Raw genomic sequence first — 20386 nt, 5'->3', positions numbered from 1 at the left:
CGCCAGTGGATGGCGATGGAAGGGAGTGTGCGGGAGGAAGGGGGGTTGGGTCAAGGGGGTTGTCGGGGAACGACGGGTCATTGTGTTTCTGGGCCGAGGTGCAACCCGAGCGCGCTTGGTGGAAAGGGCTTCCCAAAGATAGCATGATAAAGTGCGGACAGACACCCGAGTGCTGCAAGTATCGCTCTTTCAACATCGGCATGAGTTATCTTGTGGGCGTTCTTTGGGTGTACTAATCTGTTACGCACTGCGATGGATGTCTTTAAGTTAGAAAACCAATCTCCTTTCGATTTCTGAAGGTTTTCAGCAAATCTCGCTAAGAGGAATTCTATTCTATCTTCAAGGTTATAATATTTCTGACGCTCAGTAATGACAAACCGCCCTTTTTCCAAAGCTATATCTCGCTCCCGCAGAAGGGATTTTTCAATAGTGCTAAACTCCACTGAATTCTCAAAATGGGAAGCAATATAATTTAATTGTGACTCAAGGAAAAAGAATGCATGTGTCAAAGACGCTCTAAATAGCCGCTGCTCTTCAACTTGTGACTTGCTATTTTTCGCTTGGAGTAAGAACTCTTTCGAAGATTGAAGCAGCTCATTCGAGTAGTTCTCAAATTCACTCACTTGAGTTTGTCCCGCATTGCCCGCGCTCGGAGATTTGCTTGTTTCGCTTCGTATTCTTGAATCGCTAACTCAATTCCCTTTTTTGATATTCCCAGTCCCTTCTCTGCTTGAAGCCAAAATAACTCCGCGAACCGTCCCCGCTCCTTAGGATCCGATCGATAACCCAATCCCCGATAGTTCGCCGGGTCGGTTGAATGGCGGCCATTAGCCAATAGGTCTGCTCTTAGTGGATCTTTGGACTTGCCCTTCTCCGCCAATGAATAGTGGCGCTTCAATCGCGTCAGATTTTCAGAAAGACAACCCGCGACGAAGGCCCAGCCGGCAAGTAGAGCCAAGTTTTTGGCCTTATGACGGTAATCTGCCGGGCCCATATACTTGTCTTTGGTGTTGTCATAGAACGCGGCCATCTGAGCGGCCCTAAGAGCCGCAAACGCCTTTCCAGCGCCCCTCAATTTCGGGTCTTTCCACAATTCCGGATGCCGTTGTTTGGTTTCTCTCCAAATCACTGGCTCTCGCTTGCCAGACTCAACCAGTTGGGGTGTAGTGTCTCGACTTGCCCAATCAGCAGAATCAACTGCTTTGCCCAAGTAGTAGTTGGTGATGAAAGACCGTGCTTCCTTAACAGTAATTGGGTTACTACGGCCGGGTTTGTCAGCAAAATCCTGTTTCTTTTCTAACAGACCGCACTTCTGGCACCAATCTCGAAGCTCCGCACCAGCCAACGTCTCAAACATCCGGTCCAGCAATTCCTTCGAAACCGATATGTTGGTATTTGAGATGATTTGAACGTCTAAGCGCTGCTCGTTGTCGAGTTGAAAGTAGACCTTCACACCATGTTCTATGTCTACATCTTCTTCCTGTGCCTCGCTGATTGCTTCAAATCGATGTTGCCCTCCGATAATCTTAAGTGGTTCGTCCGCTTCACCGTCAAATTCGGCAACAATGTTGCTGAAGCGACGCCCCTCAACCGCATCGCTGCGCATTTGTTCAAATGCGGCGTGGTCTGCCACAACGTCCCGGTTGGCGCGGTACTCTGCTGAGGCTTCGGCATCGAGAGGAACATCAGTTGTACCCAGAGATGTAATTTTGGACGCGAGGATATGACATTCGATAAAGACCGCTCCTGTTCTATGGTCCCTTAGAAGAGTCAAATTCTCCCGCTCCAACGGATCAAACAATTCAACGAATTTTTCGATGTCTTCCACATAATCATCAAGATCGACATCATCCTCCCAAACGGTAATTTCGAATGCAATTTGATCTGTCATGGTTCTTTTTCCCACTTGTATGGGTTGGAAGCGTCTGCGCTTGGAGCACCAAGTTCAAGACCCATTGAAACAAAAAAAACGGCGGCCCCTCTCGGGACCGCCGCTCTCAATCTCACCGCAGGCCCGGGTTCACCCCGGCACACAGCAAAACTTACGCGAGTTCGACCTCGGCGCCAGCTGCTTCCAGCTTGGCCTTGATCTCTTCGGCTTCGGCTTTGTCGACGCCTTCTTTGATCTTGCCACCGGCTTCGACCATGTCCTTGGCTTCTTTCAGGCCCAGGCCCGTGATGCCGCGGACTTCCTTGATCACGTTGATCTTGGAGGCGCCAGCGTTCTTGAGAACGACGTCAAATTCTGTCTTCTCTTCTGCTGCGTCGCCACCGCCATCGGCAGGGCCTGCCATCATGACAGCGCCACCAGCGGCGGGCTCGATGCCGTATTCATCCTTGAGGATGGTTTTCAGTTCTTGTGCTTCCAGCAGGGTCAGACCAACGATCTCTTCTGCCAGTTTCTTCAGATCAGCCATTTCAGCTCTCCGTTTTTAAGTGTGTTCCAACGTGTGTGACCATTCACCACGCCGATCGAAAGTTGCTTACGCTGCCTTGTCCTCGATAGTGGACAGGATACCAGCGATGTTTGCCGCAGGTGCGCCAATGGCCCCGGCGATGTTCGATGCAGGTGCGCCCAGCATGCCCGCGATAGTAGCAATAAGCTCCTCGCGCGAAGGCATCTTGGACACGGATTCCACACCGGCCACGTCGAGTACGTTCTCACCCATTGCACCGCCGAGGATGACGAACTTGTCATTCTCCTTGGCGAAGTCCTGTGCCACCTTGGCGGCGGCGACAGGGTCTTCGGAATAGGTCAGAACGGTCATGCCCGTCAGAAGGTCGGCAATGCTTGCGCATGGCTTACCCTCAAGGGCGATCTTGGCGAGCCTGTTCTTGGCAACACGCACGGCCCCGCCTGCGTCACGAGCACGCGCGCGAAGGTCCTGCATTTCAGCAACTGTCAGACCGACGTAGTGGCTCACCACAACGACGCCAGAGCTTTCAAAGATCTGGCCGAGTTCGTCGACCAACTGTTCTTTTTGTGCTCTATCCACAGTTTCACTCCAGTAAGGGAGGGTTTCCCCTCCGGCTCAGTTTTGCCGGGGGTGTCCCCGACATTTCGGGTCCTTACGGGTGGGGAGAGTGCACTGCGCAGAGCGCCCTTGCGGGTGCTCGGAAACAGAATTTCTACCTTCCCGTCTCAGGCAGGAATTATGAGGGCCTTGGGTCCTCACCCACCGTCTCGGACGAAAAGCACGAAAGCGCGACGAATCGCGCTTGGGTACTTGGTCGGTGCATTACCGCCTCTGGGGGCGTTTTCCAACCCCTGCCATTGGTTTTGGTCGATATTCCCGGCATGGCGCGGCTCAGTGTGGCGCCACCTCTGGCCGCACAGGGTCAGCAGGGGCTTTCACATGATAGATCGACCTCAGGTAGCTGCGCGAGTCGGCAACCACTTCTTCGATGATCGACAGAGGTGTCGGCGACGGCGGATCCAGCGTGGCTTCGACATCGTCAGGATCGAAGCCCATGATGGCGTGGTTCTTTTCAGCCAACGCCTGCATCCGCTTGTTCTCAGGAAGCCAGCTCATTTCAAGCGTGTGCACCAGACGGTTTTGGGCCGCAGCCACCACTCTGTGTAGCAGGGCATCGCCCAGCCCGTAGTCCTGCCAATCCGGTTCCACCAGCAGCGCTACCTCGGCCCGCCGCGGCAGGCTGTCAGGCAAGATACATAATTCAGCAACCCCGCGCAGTTTACCGTCAGGGAATGCGCCAAAGACAAGCGCGTCGCTGTTGATGAGGTTGCGCGCGTAAGCTTCGACGCGCGTGTCGCTCACCGACGCGCAAAATCTAAGGCGGCGCGTATCTGAATCGAGTTTGAGGAAGTATGCGACCAGCATGTCTTCGTCTGCTTTCCAAAGCCGACGAATTTCGGGGCGCATCTTTTGTGGTAGTCTGTGCATCGTTCTGGACTTTCCGGCTGGTACCGGCGTTGCCGGCAGCTGTTTCGTCCTCCCGATTTGAAGGTAATGCTGCAATGCAGCGATTTCCAGTGCCCCCTTTTGCATTTCCAGAAAGGTGACGCGACGGAGGTCAGAAATCTATCAAAGCTGCCAAAAAAATGGACGGTATCTCGAAAAACAGGCATCTGACCGAAGCAAGTGGCCATGATGTGAATGAAGGCCTGAGCAAAGATTTTTGGCCGAACGCTCCTGTTCGCATTTTCACCAATTCTTGATTGCGTCCCTTTATTCCTATGTGAGATTGCCCCAAGGTGGCCTGGTCATGGCCGCAGGTTGTCAGCACTTCGCCTGCACTGACCAAGAAGGCAGGGATCAGCTTTGCCCCAAGAGCCACGTACAGGAAACCAGATGTCTCACGCGCGCAAGAATATCGTGCTCATCAGCCTTGATGACACCGTCGCGTTCTGGAAATACAAAAGCATCTTTGGCGAAGAGCTGAAAACACCTAACCTTGACCGCATCTGCGGGCAATCCACCGCTTTTCATTCCGCATACTGTCAGGTGCCAATCTGCAGCCCCTCGCGTGCCAGCATGATGACCGGGAAATCCCCGCATCAAACCGGCATCACCCTCAGTGACAAGCATTATCTCGACAAAGTCCCTCTTCAAAGTCTGTTGCCGTACAGGATGAAGGAAAACGGGTATTTCTGTTCATCGGGAGGCAAGGTTATCGCGGGCTACAGACCTGTTTCAGACGAGGTGCAGCAAACGCTTTATTCCGATGTGGGCAGAACGTACCGCATGGCACCGCGTTTGCGCCAGCATAAGCGCGGCGAAGAACCTGACAGCGATAGTTACGTACTGACCGGCGGGTTTCGCGACGGTGTCGGAACCATAGATCCAAAAATGGAACGAACCTATTATGACCGACAGGTCGTTCAATCCGCGCGGCGGTTCTTCAAGAGTTATGACGGCGACATGCCATTCTATCGCGAGATTGGTCTGTGCGCGGCGCACGGGCCTTGGATCACGCCGATCAGGTACAAGGAAATGTATAATGAGCGCGCCATCAAACGGCCGCGTGCCTGGGGCAGAGGGTTTGATGAAAACGCATTCATGAACGCGTTGACGGTCAAGAACTTCGACAGCTCAGATCTACAGTTCTGGAAGAAGAGCGTGCGGAACTATTTCTCGGCGATGACCTTTGCCGATATGCACGTCGGATTGATCTGGGACGCGATAAAACGCTCTCGGCATGCAGACAATACCCTCATTGTCATCGTGGCGGATCACGGACTGCACCTGGGCGAGCGGGATCGTTTTCGCAAACATACATTGTGGGAACAGGTGGCAAATGTGCCGCTGATCATTCACGACCCCGCGCACCCCGAAGCACGGGTTGTCACCGACCCTGTCGGGTTAATCGATGTCGGCCCCACCATCCTTGACTACCTCGATTTGCCGCCGATCGTAGATAGCCCCGGCAAATCCTTGTGCCCTTTGATGGAACTGGGGTCGGACCCCGACCGCGCGGTGCCAACGTTCATTGGCGACTGCGCGGCGATCCGGAAGGGAAGGTATCGCTTCATCCGATACGGCGATGGCTCAACCCAATTGTTCGATCTGGCAAAGGACTGGTGGCAAACCACCAATCTGGGCGAAGGCCACCCCGCGTATGGTGATATGCAGGTGGCATTTGCAGCATGCTGCACGGAATACAACTATCGTGTGGTGGCCCAGGCGGCGCAGTAGCCGGGTATCCATCGGCCGACGATCCGGTTATCTGCACCAAGAAAAGAAAAAGGGCGCCGGAATGGCCCGACGCCCCTTGCTACAGTTATCACGGGTGAGCGATCACTCAGTCACAGCATCTTCAACCGAAATGCTGATCCCCGGACCCATGGTGGAGGTCAGGTTGATCTTCTTCATGTAGGTACCCTTGGACCCAGACGGCTTGGCCTTGGCCACAGCACCGACAAAGGCCCGCACGTTTTCGACCAGTTTTGCTTCGTCAAAGCTGAGTTTGCCGATGCCCGCATGCACGACACCACCTTTTTCGGCTTTGAACTGCACTTCGCCACCCTTGGCCGCTTTGACGGCGTCCGCGACGTCCATGGTCACGGTGCCAACCTTGGGGTTTGGCATCAGGTTGCGGGGGCCAAGGACCTTACCCAGACGGCCCACGATGGGCATCATGTCGGGGGTGGCGATGCAGCGGTCAAAGTCGATCTTGCCGGACTGCACGGTTTCCATCAGGTCTTCTGCGCCGACGATGTCCGCACCGGCCTTCTCGGCCTCTTCAGCCTTGGGGCCACGGGCAAAGACGGCGACGCGCATGGTCTTGCCGGTGCCGTTGGGCAGGCCGACCACACCGCGGACCATCTGGTCTGCGTGACGCGGGTCAACGCCGAGGTTCATGGCAATTTCCATGGTCTCGTCAAATTTGACCTTTGAATTACTCTTGATCAGCTTGACCGCCTCTTCGACGGTCACATCATCCTTGCCTGCAAATGCTTCGCGGGCAGCGGTGGTACGTTTTCCAAGTTTTGCCATCTTACTTTACCTCGATGCCCATGGACTTAGCGGAGCCCAGAATGATCTTCATCGCCTGTTCGACGTCATTGGCGGACAGATCCACCATCTTGGCTTCCGCGATTTCACGCAGTTGCTTGGTCGTCACGCTGCCGACGGTCTCGCGGCTGGGTGTTTTGGCGCCGGAATTCACCTTGGCGGCTTTCTTCAGGTAGTAGGACGCAGGCGGCGTCTTGATGTCCATCGTAAAGGACTTGTCCTGATAATAGCTGATCACAGTGGGGCACGGTGCACCCGGCTCCATTTCTGCGGTCTTGGCGTTGAACGCCTTGCAGAATTCCATGATGTTGATGCCGCGCTGACCCAAAGCGGGTCCTACGGGCGGGGAGGGGTTTGCTTGCCCCGCCTTGATCTGCAACTTCATCGTACCGACGAGTTTCTTGGCCATTGGCCTTCTCCTTTCAACACCCTTGCGACGCGTCGCGAAGGGATATTTCGTTGCGTGGTCCGGTCGGGACATCGCGATGCCCGTACCTCCCACGTGTGAATCACCCTTTGGGGCGATTGCGGCGGCTTACCTCTGTCCGGCATGCATTGCAAGACGGGATGCCAGCGCACCGCGCGAGGCTTCACCCCTTCTTTACTTCCTTGCGCGAGGATTCGGGGTTCATGCGCATGATAAGGGTAAGGTGAATGACAGTTTATCTGTGGAACGCGATCTATCTTGGCAATGCGCCCGACATGGACCCCAACGAGACCAATCCCAAGGCAGAAAACGCCAAAATGCTTCTTGGTACTTATGGCTCGTCCGACGCACCGCTGCGCAACAATATTGTTGATGTCAAAGCAAACGACGCGGACGGCGATGCGACGATCAACTACGACGACCCAAGCGAAACTCTTGAGATCGGCGGGGTCAAATATACGCTGGATTCAGGCGCATTGTTTGATGCGACAATCACCTACACAGACGGCAGCACCGCAACCATAACGGCTGTAATTTTGCAGACGACGACCGGCGATCTTTATCTGGCACCAGAACTGACGGCAAACGCCGATCAGGCGGCGATGGAGGCCCGGCCGATCCAATCGCTGACGCTAGACAAGGTTGCTGATAACAAAAAGCCCGCCGGTGCTGATCGCCAACAGACCGATTTTGTCTGCTTTGCGAACGGCACACGCATCGCGACACCTTCGGGCGATCGTCTGATCGAAAAGCTGACCATAGGGGACGAGGTCACCGTTCAAGGGGGCAGCACAAAAGTGATCCGCTGGATCAGTCACCGACCCATCTCTGTTTGCCGCCAGATCGTTGACCCCGCAGCACGGCCCGTTCGCATTGCCGCTGGCGCTCTTGGACCTGGACAACCAGTTGCGCCGTTGTTCGTCTCGCAACAACATCGGCTGTTGCTGACAGATCCGTTGGCGTGCCGCATGTTCGGAGCCGCAGGCGTATTGGTGGCTGCTAAAAAGCTCCTGGCGTTTGAGGGTTTTTCGCTGGCTCCGGCACAAAGGCCGATCTCATATTTTCACATTGTACTGGACAGACACATAATTTTGCTTGCCAACGGCGCGCCAGCAGAAAGCCTTCTGTTAGGCAAAGAAGCACAAAAGGTGCTTCAGGATTTGCCGGGCGCACAAGTCGCGCTGACATCTGCGCGGCACAGGCCATGCCGCCCGATCGCCACGGGACAAAAGCTGCAGCGTTTCCTTTGGAGACAGCAAAGGCGACGCGACAGGGGCGGAACTGGATTGGGCGGACAGTTGGCCTTGGGCAATCGAAACGATCCATATCCTGAGGTTTCGCTCGATCTTAAACCCCGCACGGTCAGTCGCGAGGCCGGTCTCTGGTCGCCACAACGACCGACACCTTGCCGGTAAAACGCAACCTTCTGACATTTTGAGTGCCCTAAGGCTCGCCCCAATGGCTTTGGCCAGTGAACGTTTTACTCAAACAACGTGCGCGCGCGCCGCGCATCGTTGCGCTTGAGGATTTCCCGATGTCGCAATGATTTGCCAATATATCATTACCGGGTATCGTCTGCTCAGTAATCCAAGATAGCGGCGTTTGAGGCAGCGGACCCATGAGCGATCCAGACATCGAACTTGAGCGGCAGTTGATTGCCATTCTTGCGGCGGATGTCGTTGGCTATTCGTCCCTTGTCAGCAAGAACGAAGATGGGGCCATCTGCGCGATTGGCCTGCTGTGGCAAAACATTGTCGAACCTGCCGCACGGGGCGTTGGGGGCCGCGTAGTGAAAACTATGGGCGACGGCGTTCTGATTGCATTCAGTAGCGCAGTGAATGCAGTGAAATGTGCGCTTGCGGTGCAAGAGGCGCTGGCGGCGGGCGACACAGCCTTTTCCGATGGCATCCAGTTTTTTCTGCGTATCGGGGTGCATCTTGGGGATGTCGTGATCGACGGTGATGACATTCTTGGCACCGGCGTCAACATGGCTGCACGGCTTGAGGGGCTGGCAAACCCCGGCGGGATTTGCGTCTCTGGCGCGGCCTGGGATCAGTTGGGGTCTGACCTGGCACAGGATGGATCCGCAGGCACCCTGCGGCCCCTCGTTACGTCAGATGACCGTGTCTGGCAGGACTACCGCGCGAACCTGATTGCAAGCGGCTTGCCGAAATGAGACATGCATCCGCCCTGCGTCAGGCACCATCGGAGTGGAGGTTCTGTGCCTCATCAACCATGGTCTTGATGATCCGCACCCCATAAAGACGCGAAAAGGGATTTTTGCGAACTCGGGACGGGATCGCGGTACAGACTTTGATCTAAAACAACGACCCAGCCGCAAAACCACGCCACCCTTTCGGGAGACGTCGAAGGTGCAAGGGGACCAAAAACGCTTCAGCGATGGAACTTTGTTCAAAGGGTATATGCGGATCGATCCTGCGCCAGGAACAACAAAAGGGAGAAACACATGAACGTTCTCATCTTGTTTGAAAGTGTAGAAGGCCAAACCCAAAAGATTGCGACTTTCGTTGCCGATGAGGTCAGTAAGCTGGGTCATACCTCGACCTTGGCGAACGCAGAAGAAACGGCAGCTGTCACCTTTGACAGCGTCGACGCCGTGATCCTTGCCGCCCCGGTCCACCAACGTCGGCACCCCCGAAAATTCGAAGCGCTGCTGGCAGGCTTTGTGGGAAACTTGGCGCAGTGCAGGACAATGTTATTGTCGATCAGCCTCAGTGCGGCCTTTCCGGATGGACTGGAAGAAGCCGGCGAATATGTCACCGAAATGCTGATGCGAACACGCCTCAAGCCCGACAAAACCTTGCTGGTCGCCGGTGCCGTCAGGACATCACAGTACGACTACTTTGCAACGCAGGTTATCCGGCATGTGGTAATGCGCGGGCGCGAATATGACGCCAGCGCAGGAGAGCACGAGTTTACGGATTGGGGTGCGATCTCGGACGGCGTGAGAGCATTCTTGAACGCGCGCGTTTAAGGGCACAAAGGCCGCCCCTGTGCAGGGCTACCTTTGTTGTTTCAGCCAAGATGAGTGCGAGCACCCATGCCAGGAGCGTAGGCCGGGGTTCACCCCGGCACTTGCTGCAAAGCAAAAGGCCGCTCCGGTGTGGAGCGGCCTTCTCTATTGTCTCTAACGGGTGCTGCGGCGGGGGGGCTCGTGACATTCCATGCAGGAATGCACTGCCACCCCGTGCCGCACACGCGGCTGGTTTTGCGATGCAAAACCGCCGTGTTTAGTCCGTGATCTTGGACACCACGCCAGCACCCACAGTCCGGCCACCTTCGCGGATGGCAAAGCGCAGGCCCTGCTCCATCGCGATGGGCGCGATCAGCTCGACGCCGAAGGACACGTTGTCGCCCGGCATCACCATCTCGGTGCCCTCGGCCAGCTGAACCGTGCCGGTCACGTCCGTCGTGCGGAAGTAGAACTGAGGACGGTAGTTGGCGAAGAACGGCGTGTGACGGCCACCCTCTTCCTTGGTCAGGATATAGGCTTCGGCTTCGAACTTGGTGTGCGGCGTCACAGAACCCGGCTTGCACAGAACCTGTCCGCGCTCAACGCCTTCACGGTCGATGCCACGCAGCAGCGCGCCGATGTTGTCGCCCGCTTCACCACGATCCAGCAGCTTGCGGAACATTTCCACGCCCGTGCAGGTCGTCTTCTTGGTGTCGCGGATGCCCACGATCTCGATCTCGTCGCCCACGTTGATCACGCCACGCTCCACACGACCGGTCACAACCGTGCCCCGGCCAGAGATCGAGAACACGTCCTCGACCGGCATCAGGAAAGGCTGATCCACCGCGCGCTCGGGCGTGGGGATGTATTCGTCAACCGCTTCCATCAGCTTGCGGATGGAGTTCTCGCCGATCTCCTCGTCACGGCCTTCCATCGCCGCCAACGCAGAGCCGGGGATGATCGGAATGTCATCGCCGGGGTATTCATACGAAGACAGCAGCTCGCGGATTTCCATTTCCACCAGTTCCAGCAGTTCCTCGTCGTCCACCTGGTCGACCTTGTTCATGTAGACAACCATGTGCGGGATGCCCACCTGGCGGCCCAGCAGGATGTGCTCGCGGGTCTGGGGCATCGGGCCGTCGGCCGCGTTCACCACCAGGATCGCGCCGTCCATCTGTGCGGCACCGGTGATCATGTTCTTGACGTAGTCGGCGTGGCCGGGGCAATCAACGTGCGCGTAGTGGCGCGCCTCGGTCTCGTATTCCACGTGCGCGGTGGAAATGGTGATCCCACGCGCCTTTTCTTCGGGCGCCCCGTCAATCTGGTCATACGCCTGGAAGTCACCGAAGTACTTGGTGATCGCCGCTGTCAACGTCGTCTTGCCGTGGTCAACGTGACCAATCGTGCCGATGTTCACATGCGGTTTCGTGCGTTCAAACTTTGCCTTTGCCATGGTGGCGCCCTTTATATTGAGGGGCCTCACAGCTGAGACCCAAACCCTATCTGGCGCGCGATGTATGGGATGCGCGCGGTAAAATCAAGCAGGTTTGAAGGGCTAGGCCCGTAAAGCGCTTCTATTCGGCAGCAGGCCCCATGAACCAGCCTTCCGCCTTGTTCTGCTTGACCAGATAGGTCTCAATCGACTTGGCCGCGTTCTGCGCCAGATTCTTGAGCTGCTCTTCGGCTGATTTGGTATACCCCGAGCCCACGATCGGCCCCTGATCGAGCGATTCCAGCACGGTAATCTGATGCGGTTTTTCGTTCAGTTTCTTGTTTTTTGCATCATCCCAGACGGTCAGGTTGATGATCATCACCGACTTGGGCGCAAAGACCAGCGGGATGCCTGGCGTGGCCAGATTATATCCTTCGACGCTCATCCCAAAGTGATAGCGGCGTGCACCGCTATACCGCGCGAAACGTTCCGCGGTTGCATCCGTCAGCGCCGTGGTAAGTTGCGCTTTGGTGACCTCTCGGCTCAGCGGGCCTTTCTGCGCCTTTGGTGCCACGGCGATATTATGCTCCAACCTGAAATCGCCCAGCGGGACCGGGGCATCATCAAGGTCTGCGGCGCCATTGCAGGCGGCAAGCAGGGCAAACGACATCAAAAGGGCAACAAGGCGTGTCATCAGGTTCTCCGGACGCATGGATGCTTCTTGCGATAGCTCATGCCCTAAAGGGGTGCAATCAAATGCCGCGTTGGCAGGTGGGGAGGCGCACCCTATCTTAAGACTGTAGCGCCCCAAAAAAGGAGGCCCGCGATGCTTGATCACTCCCCTACCCCGACGCCTGTACGCGTTCCGCTGGTAACGGAGCCCTGGGGCATCCTCAAAAGCCTGCAGGAAGCCCGGCGCAACGTGCTGAGCATCATTCCCCAGATTGCGGTCAAGCAAAGGATGGTTTCTGGCAAGACCGGCAAACGCTGGCACATGGTGATGGACCCGCAGGCCATTCGCGAAATGCTCTTGGACCGGGTCGACGATTATCCCAAGTCGGTGGTGACCAAGAACCTGCTGAAACCTGCCATCGGGGATTCGCTGTTCATCGCTGAAGGCGCCCATTGGCGCTGGCAGCGGCGCGCGGCGGCGCCTGTGTTTTCGCACCGTAACGTGATGAATTTGTCGCCAATCATGAGCGCGGCCGCCGAACGCGCCGCCAGCCGTGTCACACAGGCCGGACCACGCGCGGTCAACATGCTGGACGAGATGGTCACGACCACATTTGACGTCATCGGCGATGTGACTTTTTCAGGTGGCGACACGTTTGACCGCGACGCGGTGCACGGTGCCATCGACGACTATATTGCGGAGGCGGGTAAGATCAGCCTGTTCGACATTCTGGGTTTTCCAGACTGGATCCCGCGACCGGGTCGGTTGATGTCTGGCAAGGCGCTGAAGGAAATGAAGGCCATGGCCGACGGCGCGATAGACGCGCGCGCCAAGCGCGGTCATGAAGGCGTGCCAGATCTGCTGGACCTGCTGCTGGACGGCGAAGACCCCAAGACCAAGCGCAAGATGAACACATCAGAGCTACGTGATAATCTGCTGACCTTCATCGTTGCGGGCCATGAAACCACCGCGCTGACTTTGGCTTGGGCCATGTATCTGGTCGGCTTCGATCAAGCCGTGCAGGACCGCGCGCGGGCAGAGGCCCAGAACGTGCTGCAGGGACGGGCCTGCACGGGCGAAGACGTTGAAAAGCTCCCCTTCATCCGCATGATCATCGACGAAGCACTCAGGATGTACCCGGCTGCCGGCATTATCAGCCGCACCGCGCAAAAACAGGATACACTGGGCGGGCGCGAGATCCTGCCCGGCGATACCGTCATGATCCCAATCTATGCGCTGGGGCGACATGAAATGCTGTGGGATGAACCCGACGCCTTCCGCCCCGAGCGGTTCAAGGATCGCAAGGCCATAGACCGTTATGCGTACTTGCCCTTCGGAGATGGGCCGCGCATCTGCATCGGGGCGAGCTTTGCCCTGCAGGAGGCCGTGATCATCTTGGCTACCCTGCTGTCACGGTTCAGGTTTACTCCCGTTCAGGGCAAGGAGCCTGAGCCAGTTATGATCCTGACACTGCGCCCGGAAGGCGGGGTGTGGATGACGGCGGAGGCGATCTAAGCCAAGTGCGACAGCGTTTGGATCAAAGCAGTTCGCACGGATTGCATGCTTGTCAGACAAACATGAAATCAACGATCAGGATGGCGTTTCCCTTGCATCGGATCGGACTTTCTCAAATTCCGCCTATACGTCATTCGCAAATGTTTCGAAGGGCTTCCCACGCCGCATCGTCAAGCGATTGTGTATAGTTTGCCCCGTCTTTCTCAGCCGCACGCGCGGCATCAATCCGTTCACCTAGCGCTGGATGGCTTAGAAAGTGCGCCGCGACCCCATCACGTTCCCCATGCTTGCGGCGCATGGTTTCAAACAAGTCTCCCAGCGCGCCCGGATTGATCCCGGCCTCGGCCAGCAATTCAAGCGCGAAGGCATCCGCACCAGATTCTGCCTCTTGGGAATATTGAGCAGAGATCAGCCGCTCTGTAAGAAAAAGCACCGCAGCCCCACCTGCAAAATCACCGAAAAGCAAGCCCAAGACACCGATAGACCCAGCTGAGCGCAGCGCGTGACGGGTGGGATCACGGCTGATCACATGGCCGATCTCATGGCCCAGCACCGCGACCACCTCGTCTGGCCCCGTGGCAGCGTCGATCAGGCCGCGAAACAGCACGACATAGCCACCGGGAAGTGCAAAGGCGTTGATCATGCTGTGATCCAGCACGTAAACTTTGATGTCCTGGCGAAAGCCGCGATCATCAGTAAGCTTTGCCACCGCCTGATCCAATGCCGCGCGCCCCTTTTCATTTTCGCACAGGGGAATTGGGTTGGTACCGGTTTCGCTCAGCACCTCGCGAATTTGCTCAAAAGTGGCATCGCCCAGCGCCTGCTCGCCTGCGGGTGGGACGTATTCGGCCAGATTGTCTGCCAATAGCGGGATCAGGATGCCGATTTGCACGGCCACGGCCCCAACAGCTGCCAGAGCCCATCCCGCAAGACGCATTCGGCCCTTCGGCGGTGCTGCGCGATTCGCCCGAGGCAGAGCTGCGGCGACAAAGGGGTTTGGTGTGCACAGTCGGGCCAACGGGTCAGTGGTGCTGCGCAATATCGCCGCGCCTTGCTTGGCCATATCAGACACGCGCCTCACTGAACCGGCGGGCCAAGACACCGTTCCCTGATCTGTTTCGATCTCAAGTGTTGCCCCGTCATCGGTCAGTGCCAAGGTCCGCACGTTTCGCGGAAGGGGCACATCACCGTCGAAATAAGACGCCCCCGTGACATCGAAACTGCGGTTGCTGCTCATATGGCTGCCCCCAGATCCAATGCCTCGGCAAAACCTTCGGCTTCAGCGAATTCATCGCGCGTACGCTGGCTGATACGCGCCAGGCCCGATGCCGTTGGCAAGGTTGTCGTCAGGGCCATGTGCCGCATCAACGGAAAGGTCACAAAGGTGTTGTGCAGCACACCCCACAACAAAAAGACACCCAGATACAGCGCGCCAAGCAGAACAAAGCTAAGCCACTGCGGCATATCAGCCATCACCGCAATGTCATCGCCCAGGACCGCGTCGAACCCCAAGGCCCCAATGACCAGAAGGATCAGCAAGGCCAGCCCGAAAACCAATACGGAGTAGGACAGAGAAATGCCCAGCACATAGATCATCGTGACCCTTGGCGGTTTGATCTTTGACGCAAAGCGCACGCCGTCCGCGCTTTTGTGGTTCGCCATGATGCGTTTGGTTGCCCATCGATAATGTATGGCACCATAAACAAGGGCAGACATGCACAGCGGGATCAGAAACAGCCGCTCTGGCCAGTTCATCGATAGCATTTCCCCGTCCTGAAACAGAAGGAGGTAAACGCTGCGGATCGCCCTGTCGACATCCGACAGCGTATCGGGCCAGACGGGGTCAATCAGCAGCAACCATGCCGCCACGCCGCTCGTCGCTACCAGCGCGAGAACAAAAGGAATGGCGGCGCGATAAAGCATTTGCCAGCGCCCACCCTGCAGCAATTTGGCAGAGCCGAAGTATGTCCTGTCCGTGCGGTATTTTTCCAACAGAAAGGTCATGCGCGGCCACAGAACGCCAAGCGAGATGATCGTGAGGAACCAGTACAGCATCGCGCGGCCTGCATACCCCCAGGCACCGGGCTCAAGCGCAAAGCGTACACCACGCCAGCGTGTGCGTCCCAGCACGTAGCGGCGTGCCCGGTAGCGCGCATAAAACCAGATCGGGATCACACCTGCGATGCTGGCCAGATACCCTACCCAGGAAGAGTTGAAGACAGAAAAGCTGACAAACATCAGAAGCAGGTTCACGATGCCGATGTAGAAGGTCAGAATGACCACAGCGATGAAAAAGCCCAATAGCTTTTCAAACGGATCGCCGACGTACTCCATTGGGTGCCCACCCGGGCGTATCGCTGACCAGTACCAGCGCCTGAGCCGGGTCTTCATCCAGAAGCGATAGATCCCCAGCGTCAGAATCGTGAAGAACCCTGTCTTCAGTGCCAGCCAGAAAAGAGCGCCACGCTTGCCGACAAATTCGACACCCATGCCGTCTGGAGGCGTCGGCGCTGGGGCGTGCACCTGCGGCTGGGCAGGCGCATCTCGCCCAAGGGCCGTGCTCCACGGCCCCGGGCGTTCTACCGCGTCAGGTGAACTTGTTGTCACGAGGAAAGCCGCGGGGGGCCATGCGACCCGCCGAGGCGCGCTTGCCCGACCATTCGGTCAACTCCGTTTCTGTGCGGGTCCGGCCTGCCGGGTCCAGCCAGCTCAGGCCCTCGGCACCGGTGAATGTGGTGGCGTCTGACAGACCGCCATCCTTGTACTTCTGGAGCCGCACACCTTTTCCGCGGCCCATCTCGGGCAGTTCATCTGCGCCAAAGATCAGCACTTTGCGGTTCTCGCCCACGGTCGCGACCATGTCCCCGCTCACGGGTTTGCAAACCAGTGCTTTTACCTCACCTCGCACATTCAGCACCTGCTTGCCGCTGCGGGTCTGCGCCACAACATCGTTTTCAGGTACGATGAATCCATCCCCCGAACTGGAGGCGACCAGCAGCTTGCGGTCCGGCTGGTGAATAAAGAGGCCCACAATCGCCGCCTCGTTTGGCAGGTCCACCATCAGGCGCAGGGGTTCGCCCATGCCGCGCCCGCCGGGCAGGTTGGACGCAGACAGCGTGTAGAACCGCCCATTCGAGCCGAATACCAGCAAACGATCTGTCGTCTCTGCATGGAAGATAAATCGCGGGCCGTCCCCATCCTTGAACTTCAGGTCCCGGGTCAGGTCGATGTGGCCTGTCATGGCCCTGATCCACCCCATCTGGCTGCAGACGATGGTGATTGGTTCGCGCTCGATCATGGCTTCAAGGGGCACATCCTCGATCTCTCCGGCCTCGGCAAAGATCGTCCGCCGCGCGCCGCCATGATAGTCCTTGCCGAACTGCTTTTTGGTCTCGCGCAACTGGCCGATGATGTGGTCCCACTGCAGATCATCACTTTCAAGCAGGTCTTCAAGCCCTGCGCGTTCTTCCATCAGATCGGATTGTTCGCGCAAAAGTTCCAGTTCCTCGAGCCGCCGCAGCGACCGCAGGCGCATGTTGAGAATAGCGTCGACCTGTACCTCGCTCAATTCGCCCTCACCGGGCGCGGGCGAGACATAGTCCTTCTCGTCAGTGGCGCGCACATGCGGCTTGCCCCAGTCCTCGCGCATCAGCGCTGCCTTGGGGTCGTCGTCATACCGAATGATGTCGATCACGCGATCCAGATTGAGAAAGGCAACGATAAAACCTTCGAGCACCTCAAGCCGATGGTCGATCTTTTCCATCCGGTGCACAGAACGCCGTTGCAGGACCTCGCGCCGGTGATCGACAAAGGCTCGCAGCACCTCTTTCATCGAACACACTCGTGGCGTGACCCCATCAATCAGCACGTTCATGTTGAGCGAAAAGCGCACTTCAAGGTCGGAACTGCGGAACATCATCCCCATCAGCACATCCGCATCCACATTCTTGGATCGCGGTTCAAGGATCATGCGCACATCTTCGGCGCTCTCGTCACGCACGTCTGCAAGGATCGGAATTTTCTTGGTCTGGATCGCTTCAGCGATCTTTTCGATCAGCTTGGATTTCTGCACCTGATACGGGATTTCGGTAACGACAATCTGCCACTGCCCGCGCCCCAGCTCCTCAACGTGCCATTTGCACCGCAGGCGGAACCCACCTTTGCCGGTTCGGTACGCGGTGGCGATGTTCTCTTGCGGCTCAACAATCACGCCGCCCGTCGGGAAATCAGGGCCCGGTACGTAGTTGAGCAGCGTGTCATCGCGTACATCGGGCGTCTTGATCAGATGGATGCAAGCATCACAGAGCTCCGCAATGTTATGCGGCGGGATGTTGGTGGCCATGCCCACCGCGATCCCGCTGGAGCCATTGGCCAGAAGATTCGGGAACTGCGCAGGCAACACTACAGGTTCAGTGAGTGTGCCATCATAGTTGTCTCGAAAATCAACGGCGTTTTCGTTGAGACCCTCGAGCATGGCTTCGGCAACGGCGGTCATGCGCGCCTCGGTGTAGCGCGATGCCGCCGGGTTATCCCCATCGATATTGCCAAAGTTGCCCTGCCCGTCCACCAGCGGATAGCGCACGTTGAAATCCTGCGCGAGACGGGCCATCGCATCATAAATCGCGGCGTCGCCATGCGGGTGATAGTTGCCCATCACATCGCCGCTGATCTTGGCCGACTTGCGGAACCCCCCGTTTGAGGCCAGCCGCAACTCGCGCATCGCATAAAGTATCCGGCGGTGCACAGGCTTCAGGCCATCGCGCGCATCCGGCAACGCCCGATGCATGATCGTGGACAGCGCGTATGTCAGATACCGGTCCCCCAGCGCGCGGCGCAGCGGTTCGGACACATTGTTGGGGTCCATATTGGGGGGATCAGTGACGTCAGCCATATATGCTGTGTAGCGGTGCAGAATGGAGGCGGCAAGCATCCGATGCTGAGATTTCAACGCTTCGCTTACGCATTTCGGATATCCCGGGGACCGGGGGAAGGTTTTGAGATTTTCCCCTGCCGCGCAGCGCAGTTTTTTGATATGAACCTAAAGGGGGTCGTCTGCGTTAGACTTCCGACAGTGTGACATTGGGGTAATGAAATGAAGCGGTTTATTCTGCTGACATTCGGTTTTCTGGGGTGGGCCTTTTACGAAATGAGCGGCGGCGCAGCCTTTGAGCCTGCGTCCGCCAAGGCAGCGCGGCTGCAGCCTGCACCTGAGGTTGTCGTAGCGGAGGTCGTGCAGGAAGAGACGGTAACGCAGGCCGACGCTGGTCCGACTATCGTCGATACGGATCCGCCCCTGAACGAGCCAGACGAAGAAGTGACACGGGTATCGCTTAACCTGACGACCCTGCAGAACGTCACACAAGATCCCGCACCCGCACCGACCGTGCCTGTGACATCCGCATCTGTAGATGCTCAGACGGGCGTGGCGATTAACTCTGACGTCACACTCGCGTCTGCGGACACGCCGGCGATCATCCCCAGCCTGATCATCCCAAATGATACAGGCGCGGCAACGGTCAACAACGCTGTGATTGAAAGCGACCCGATTGGGGATATCCGCACTGTCACGGGCAGCCGTGTGAACGTGCGCGGCGGTCCCGGTACAGACTTCGGCATCGTGTCGAGGCTGGTGCGCGGCGATGCGGTCGAAGTGTTGCAAGACGATGGGGATGGCTGGGTGCTGATGCGGTCTATCGACAGCGGCGAAGAAGGCTGGATGGCCGATTTCCTTCTGACCGCTGGCTGACTTGCCAATCGCCCGACGAAACGCGATGTAGGGCCTCCGAACCGGGGGCCTTTTTCATGTCCAAGCGCACAATGCTGATCACCGGCTGTTCCAGCGGCATCGGATATGCCTGTGCCGTTGGCATGCGCGCCCGCGGGTGGCGCGTCTTTGCGTCCTGCCGCAAACAGGAAGACTGCGACCGGCTGCGGTCCGAAGGGTTTGACGCACCGCGCATCGATTACCAGGACGAAGACAGCATCCGGTCGGGCCTGGCGGAGGTTCTTGATGCCACCGGAGGCACGCTTGATGTGCTTTTCAACAACGGGGCCTACGCCATTCCCGGCGCCACCGAAGATCTGCCAACCGACGCCCTGCGTGACATATTCGAGACCAATGTTTTTGGCTGGCATACCCTGACGCGCGCGGCAATCCCGGTCATGCGCGCTCAGGGCCGGGGTCGCATCGTGCAATGCTCTTCGGTTCTGGGGCTCATTGCGATGCCTTGGCGGGGGGCTTACACCGCCTCCAAGTTCGCCCTCGAAGGTTTGGCAGATACCCTGCGCATGGAAATGCGTGATACCGGCATTGACATCATCACTATCGAACCGGGCCCGATCACGTCGCAATTCAGGGCCAACTCCATTACACAGTTTGACCGTTGGATCGACTGGAAAGGATCCGCCCGGTCTGACCAATACGAAGCCAAGCTGATCGCGCGCCTGCATAATTCAACCGAAAAATCCATGTTCACACTTTCCCCGGACGCCGTGTTGAAGAAACTGGTGCACGCCACGGAAAGCACCCGGCCCCGGCCGCGCTACTATGTCACAACCCCGACCTATCTCGCCGGTTTTGCGCGCCGATTGCTGCCCACGCGGGCTCTTGACTGGGTGTTCAACCGTTGAATGCACCTTGCGCTGACGCGCCCAACCGCTACATCACGGTACAATAGCAAGGATTTCTTATGTCTGACCCCTTTCTGATACTGATTGTCATCGCCTGTCTGGCGGTCGTGGTTATCTTGATGTTCGGGCTTGGCGGCTTTGCCGGGGGCGGGGCATTCAACAAAAAGAACGCAAACAAGATCATGCGCCTGCGCATCGCGGCACAGTTCGTGGCGGTCGTTCTGATCGTGATCTATGTCTGGTATATCAAGGGTTGACG

General features: G+C 57.5%; 20 protein-coding genes. 8 read left to right on the top strand and 12 right to left on the bottom strand.

From position 1 onward, the window contains the following. Window positions 1–77: 77 nt before the first annotated feature. From H9Q16_RS18690 to H9Q16_RS18670, 5 genes are all read right to left on the bottom strand, one after another. Entirely contained in the window at window positions 78–623 is a 546-nt protein-coding gene (locus tag H9Q16_RS18690; protein ID WP_191076997.1) for a hypothetical protein, read from the bottom strand. Further along, window positions 620–1891 carry a ParB N-terminal domain-containing protein gene (locus H9Q16_RS18685; protein WP_216859502.1) on the bottom strand — a complete coding sequence of 424 codons (1272 nt, stop codon included), beginning with the start codon at window positions 1889–1891 and terminating at the stop codon, window positions 620–622. The genes H9Q16_RS18690 and H9Q16_RS18685 overlap by 4 nt, the downstream gene beginning before the upstream one ends. 151 nt (window positions 1892–2042) lie before the next feature. Continuing rightward, window positions 2043–2417 (bottom strand): 50S ribosomal protein L7/L12, encoded by a 375-nt coding sequence (gene rplL / locus H9Q16_RS18680; protein WP_191076996.1) that lies wholly within the window; start codon window positions 2415–2417, stop codon window positions 2043–2045. A 66-nt stretch (window positions 2418–2483) separates the two neighbouring features. Continuing rightward, the gene (rplJ, locus tag H9Q16_RS18675) at window positions 2484–2996 is read right to left on the bottom strand and encodes a 50S ribosomal protein L10 (protein ID WP_191076995.1); all 513 of its coding nucleotides are present in this window, start codon (window positions 2994–2996) and stop codon (window positions 2484–2486) included. Between the two features lie 312 nt (window positions 2997–3308). Further along, the gene (locus H9Q16_RS18670) at window positions 3309–3905 is read right to left on the bottom strand and encodes a GNAT family N-acetyltransferase (RefSeq protein WP_191076994.1); all 597 of its coding nucleotides are present in this window, start codon (window positions 3903–3905) and stop codon (window positions 3309–3311) included. A 408-nt stretch (window positions 3906–4313) separates the two neighbouring features. On the opposite strand from H9Q16_RS18670, the gene H9Q16_RS18665 reads away from it, so the two are divergent. Further along, window positions 4314–5657 carry a sulfatase-like hydrolase/transferase gene (locus H9Q16_RS18665; RefSeq protein WP_191076993.1) on the top strand — a complete coding sequence of 448 codons (1344 nt, stop codon included), beginning with the start codon at window positions 4314–4316 and terminating at the stop codon, window positions 5655–5657. 102 nt (window positions 5658–5759) lie between these two features. Here the strand turns inward: H9Q16_RS18665 and rplA are convergent, their stop codons facing one another. Next, window positions 5760–6458: a 50S ribosomal protein L1 gene (gene rplA / locus H9Q16_RS18660; RefSeq protein WP_191076992.1), complete on the bottom strand. Its 699-nt coding sequence runs from the start codon at window positions 6456–6458 to the stop codon at window positions 5760–5762. A gap of 1 nt (window position 6459) precedes the next feature. Then, the gene (rplK, locus tag H9Q16_RS18655) at window positions 6460–6885 is read right to left on the bottom strand and encodes a 50S ribosomal protein L11 (RefSeq protein ID WP_191076991.1); all 426 of its coding nucleotides are present in this window, start codon (window positions 6883–6885) and stop codon (window positions 6460–6462) included. Window positions 6886–7130: 245 nt separating this feature from the next. Between rplK and H9Q16_RS18650 the strand changes: the two genes are divergently transcribed. The 3 genes from H9Q16_RS18650 to H9Q16_RS18640 all read left to right on the top strand — a co-directional run bounded on the left by H9Q16_RS18650 (window position 7131) and on the right by H9Q16_RS18640 (window position 9898). Next, window positions 7131–8318, top strand: a complete 1188-nt coding sequence (locus H9Q16_RS18650) for a Hint domain-containing protein (protein ID WP_191076990.1) — start codon at window positions 7131–7133, stop codon at window positions 8316–8318. Window positions 8319–8521: 203 nt separating this feature from the next. Further along, a complete protein-coding gene (locus H9Q16_RS18645; RefSeq protein WP_191076989.1) occupies window positions 8522–9079 on the top strand; it encodes an adenylate/guanylate cyclase domain-containing protein in 558 nt (185 codons plus the stop codon). Between the two features lie 291 nt (window positions 9080–9370). Further along, complete coding sequence (locus H9Q16_RS18640) at window positions 9371–9898, top strand: flavodoxin domain-containing protein (RefSeq protein WP_191076988.1); 528 nt, start codon at window positions 9371–9373, stop codon at window positions 9896–9898. 256 nt (window positions 9899–10154) lie between these two features. Here the strand turns inward: H9Q16_RS18640 and tuf are convergent, their stop codons facing one another. Beyond that, window positions 10155–11330: an elongation factor Tu gene (tuf, locus tag H9Q16_RS18635; RefSeq protein ID WP_191076987.1), complete on the bottom strand. Its 1176-nt coding sequence runs from the start codon at window positions 11328–11330 to the stop codon at window positions 10155–10157. Window positions 11331–11451: 121 nt separating this feature from the next. Next, on the bottom strand, window positions 11452–12003 hold the full coding sequence (locus H9Q16_RS18630) for a hypothetical protein (RefSeq protein ID WP_246455866.1): 552 nt from the start codon (window positions 12001–12003) through the stop codon (window positions 11452–11454). A gap of 132 nt (window positions 12004–12135) precedes the next feature. On the opposite strand from H9Q16_RS18630, the gene H9Q16_RS18625 reads away from it, so the two are divergent. After that, on the top strand, window positions 12136–13497 hold the full coding sequence (locus H9Q16_RS18625) for a cytochrome P450 (RefSeq protein WP_191076986.1): 1362 nt from the start codon (window positions 12136–12138) through the stop codon (window positions 13495–13497). 130 nt (window positions 13498–13627) lie between these two features. On the opposite strand, the gene H9Q16_RS18620 is transcribed toward H9Q16_RS18625, so the two are convergent. The 3 genes from H9Q16_RS18620 to parC all read right to left on the bottom strand — a co-directional run bounded on the left by H9Q16_RS18620 (window position 13628) and on the right by parC (window position 18388). Further along, complete coding sequence (locus H9Q16_RS18620; protein ID WP_191076985.1) at window positions 13628–14734, bottom strand: M48 family metallopeptidase; 1107 nt, start codon at window positions 14732–14734, stop codon at window positions 13628–13630. Further along, window positions 14731–15987: a DUF898 family protein gene (locus tag H9Q16_RS18615; protein WP_191077146.1), complete on the bottom strand. Its 1257-nt coding sequence runs from the start codon at window positions 15985–15987 to the stop codon at window positions 14731–14733. Before H9Q16_RS18615 ends, H9Q16_RS18620 begins: the two co-directional genes overlap by 4 nt. A gap of 97 nt (window positions 15988–16084) precedes the next feature. Continuing rightward, entirely contained in the window at window positions 16085–18388 is a 2304-nt protein-coding gene (gene parC / locus H9Q16_RS18610; protein WP_191076984.1) for a DNA topoisomerase IV subunit A, read from the bottom strand. A 201-nt stretch (window positions 18389–18589) separates the two neighbouring features. Between parC and H9Q16_RS18605 the strand changes: the two genes are divergently transcribed. From H9Q16_RS18605 to H9Q16_RS18595, 3 genes are read left to right on the top strand one after another with little or no spacing between them, the layout of a single operon-like run. Beyond that, a complete protein-coding gene (locus H9Q16_RS18605) occupies window positions 18590–19243 on the top strand; it encodes an SH3 domain-containing protein (RefSeq protein ID WP_191076983.1) in 654 nt (217 codons plus the stop codon). 56 nt (window positions 19244–19299) lie between these two features. Continuing rightward, the gene (locus tag H9Q16_RS18600) at window positions 19300–20127 is read left to right on the top strand and encodes an SDR family NAD(P)-dependent oxidoreductase (RefSeq protein WP_191076982.1); all 828 of its coding nucleotides are present in this window, start codon (window positions 19300–19302) and stop codon (window positions 20125–20127) included. A gap of 59 nt (window positions 20128–20186) precedes the next feature. Continuing rightward, entirely contained in the window at window positions 20187–20384 is a 198-nt protein-coding gene (locus H9Q16_RS18595) for a twin transmembrane helix small protein (RefSeq protein WP_191076981.1), read from the top strand. The last annotated feature ends 2 nt before the right edge of the window (window positions 20385–20386 follow it).

This window comes from Sulfitobacter aestuariivivens, from assembly GCF_014763045.1.
Taxonomy (GTDB): domain Bacteria; phylum Pseudomonadota; class Alphaproteobacteria; order Rhodobacterales; family Rhodobacteraceae; genus Sulfitobacter; species Sulfitobacter aestuariivivens.
The sequence above is the reverse complement of the archived record's forward strand: the minus strand, read 5'-3'. Positions and strand labels throughout refer to the sequence as shown.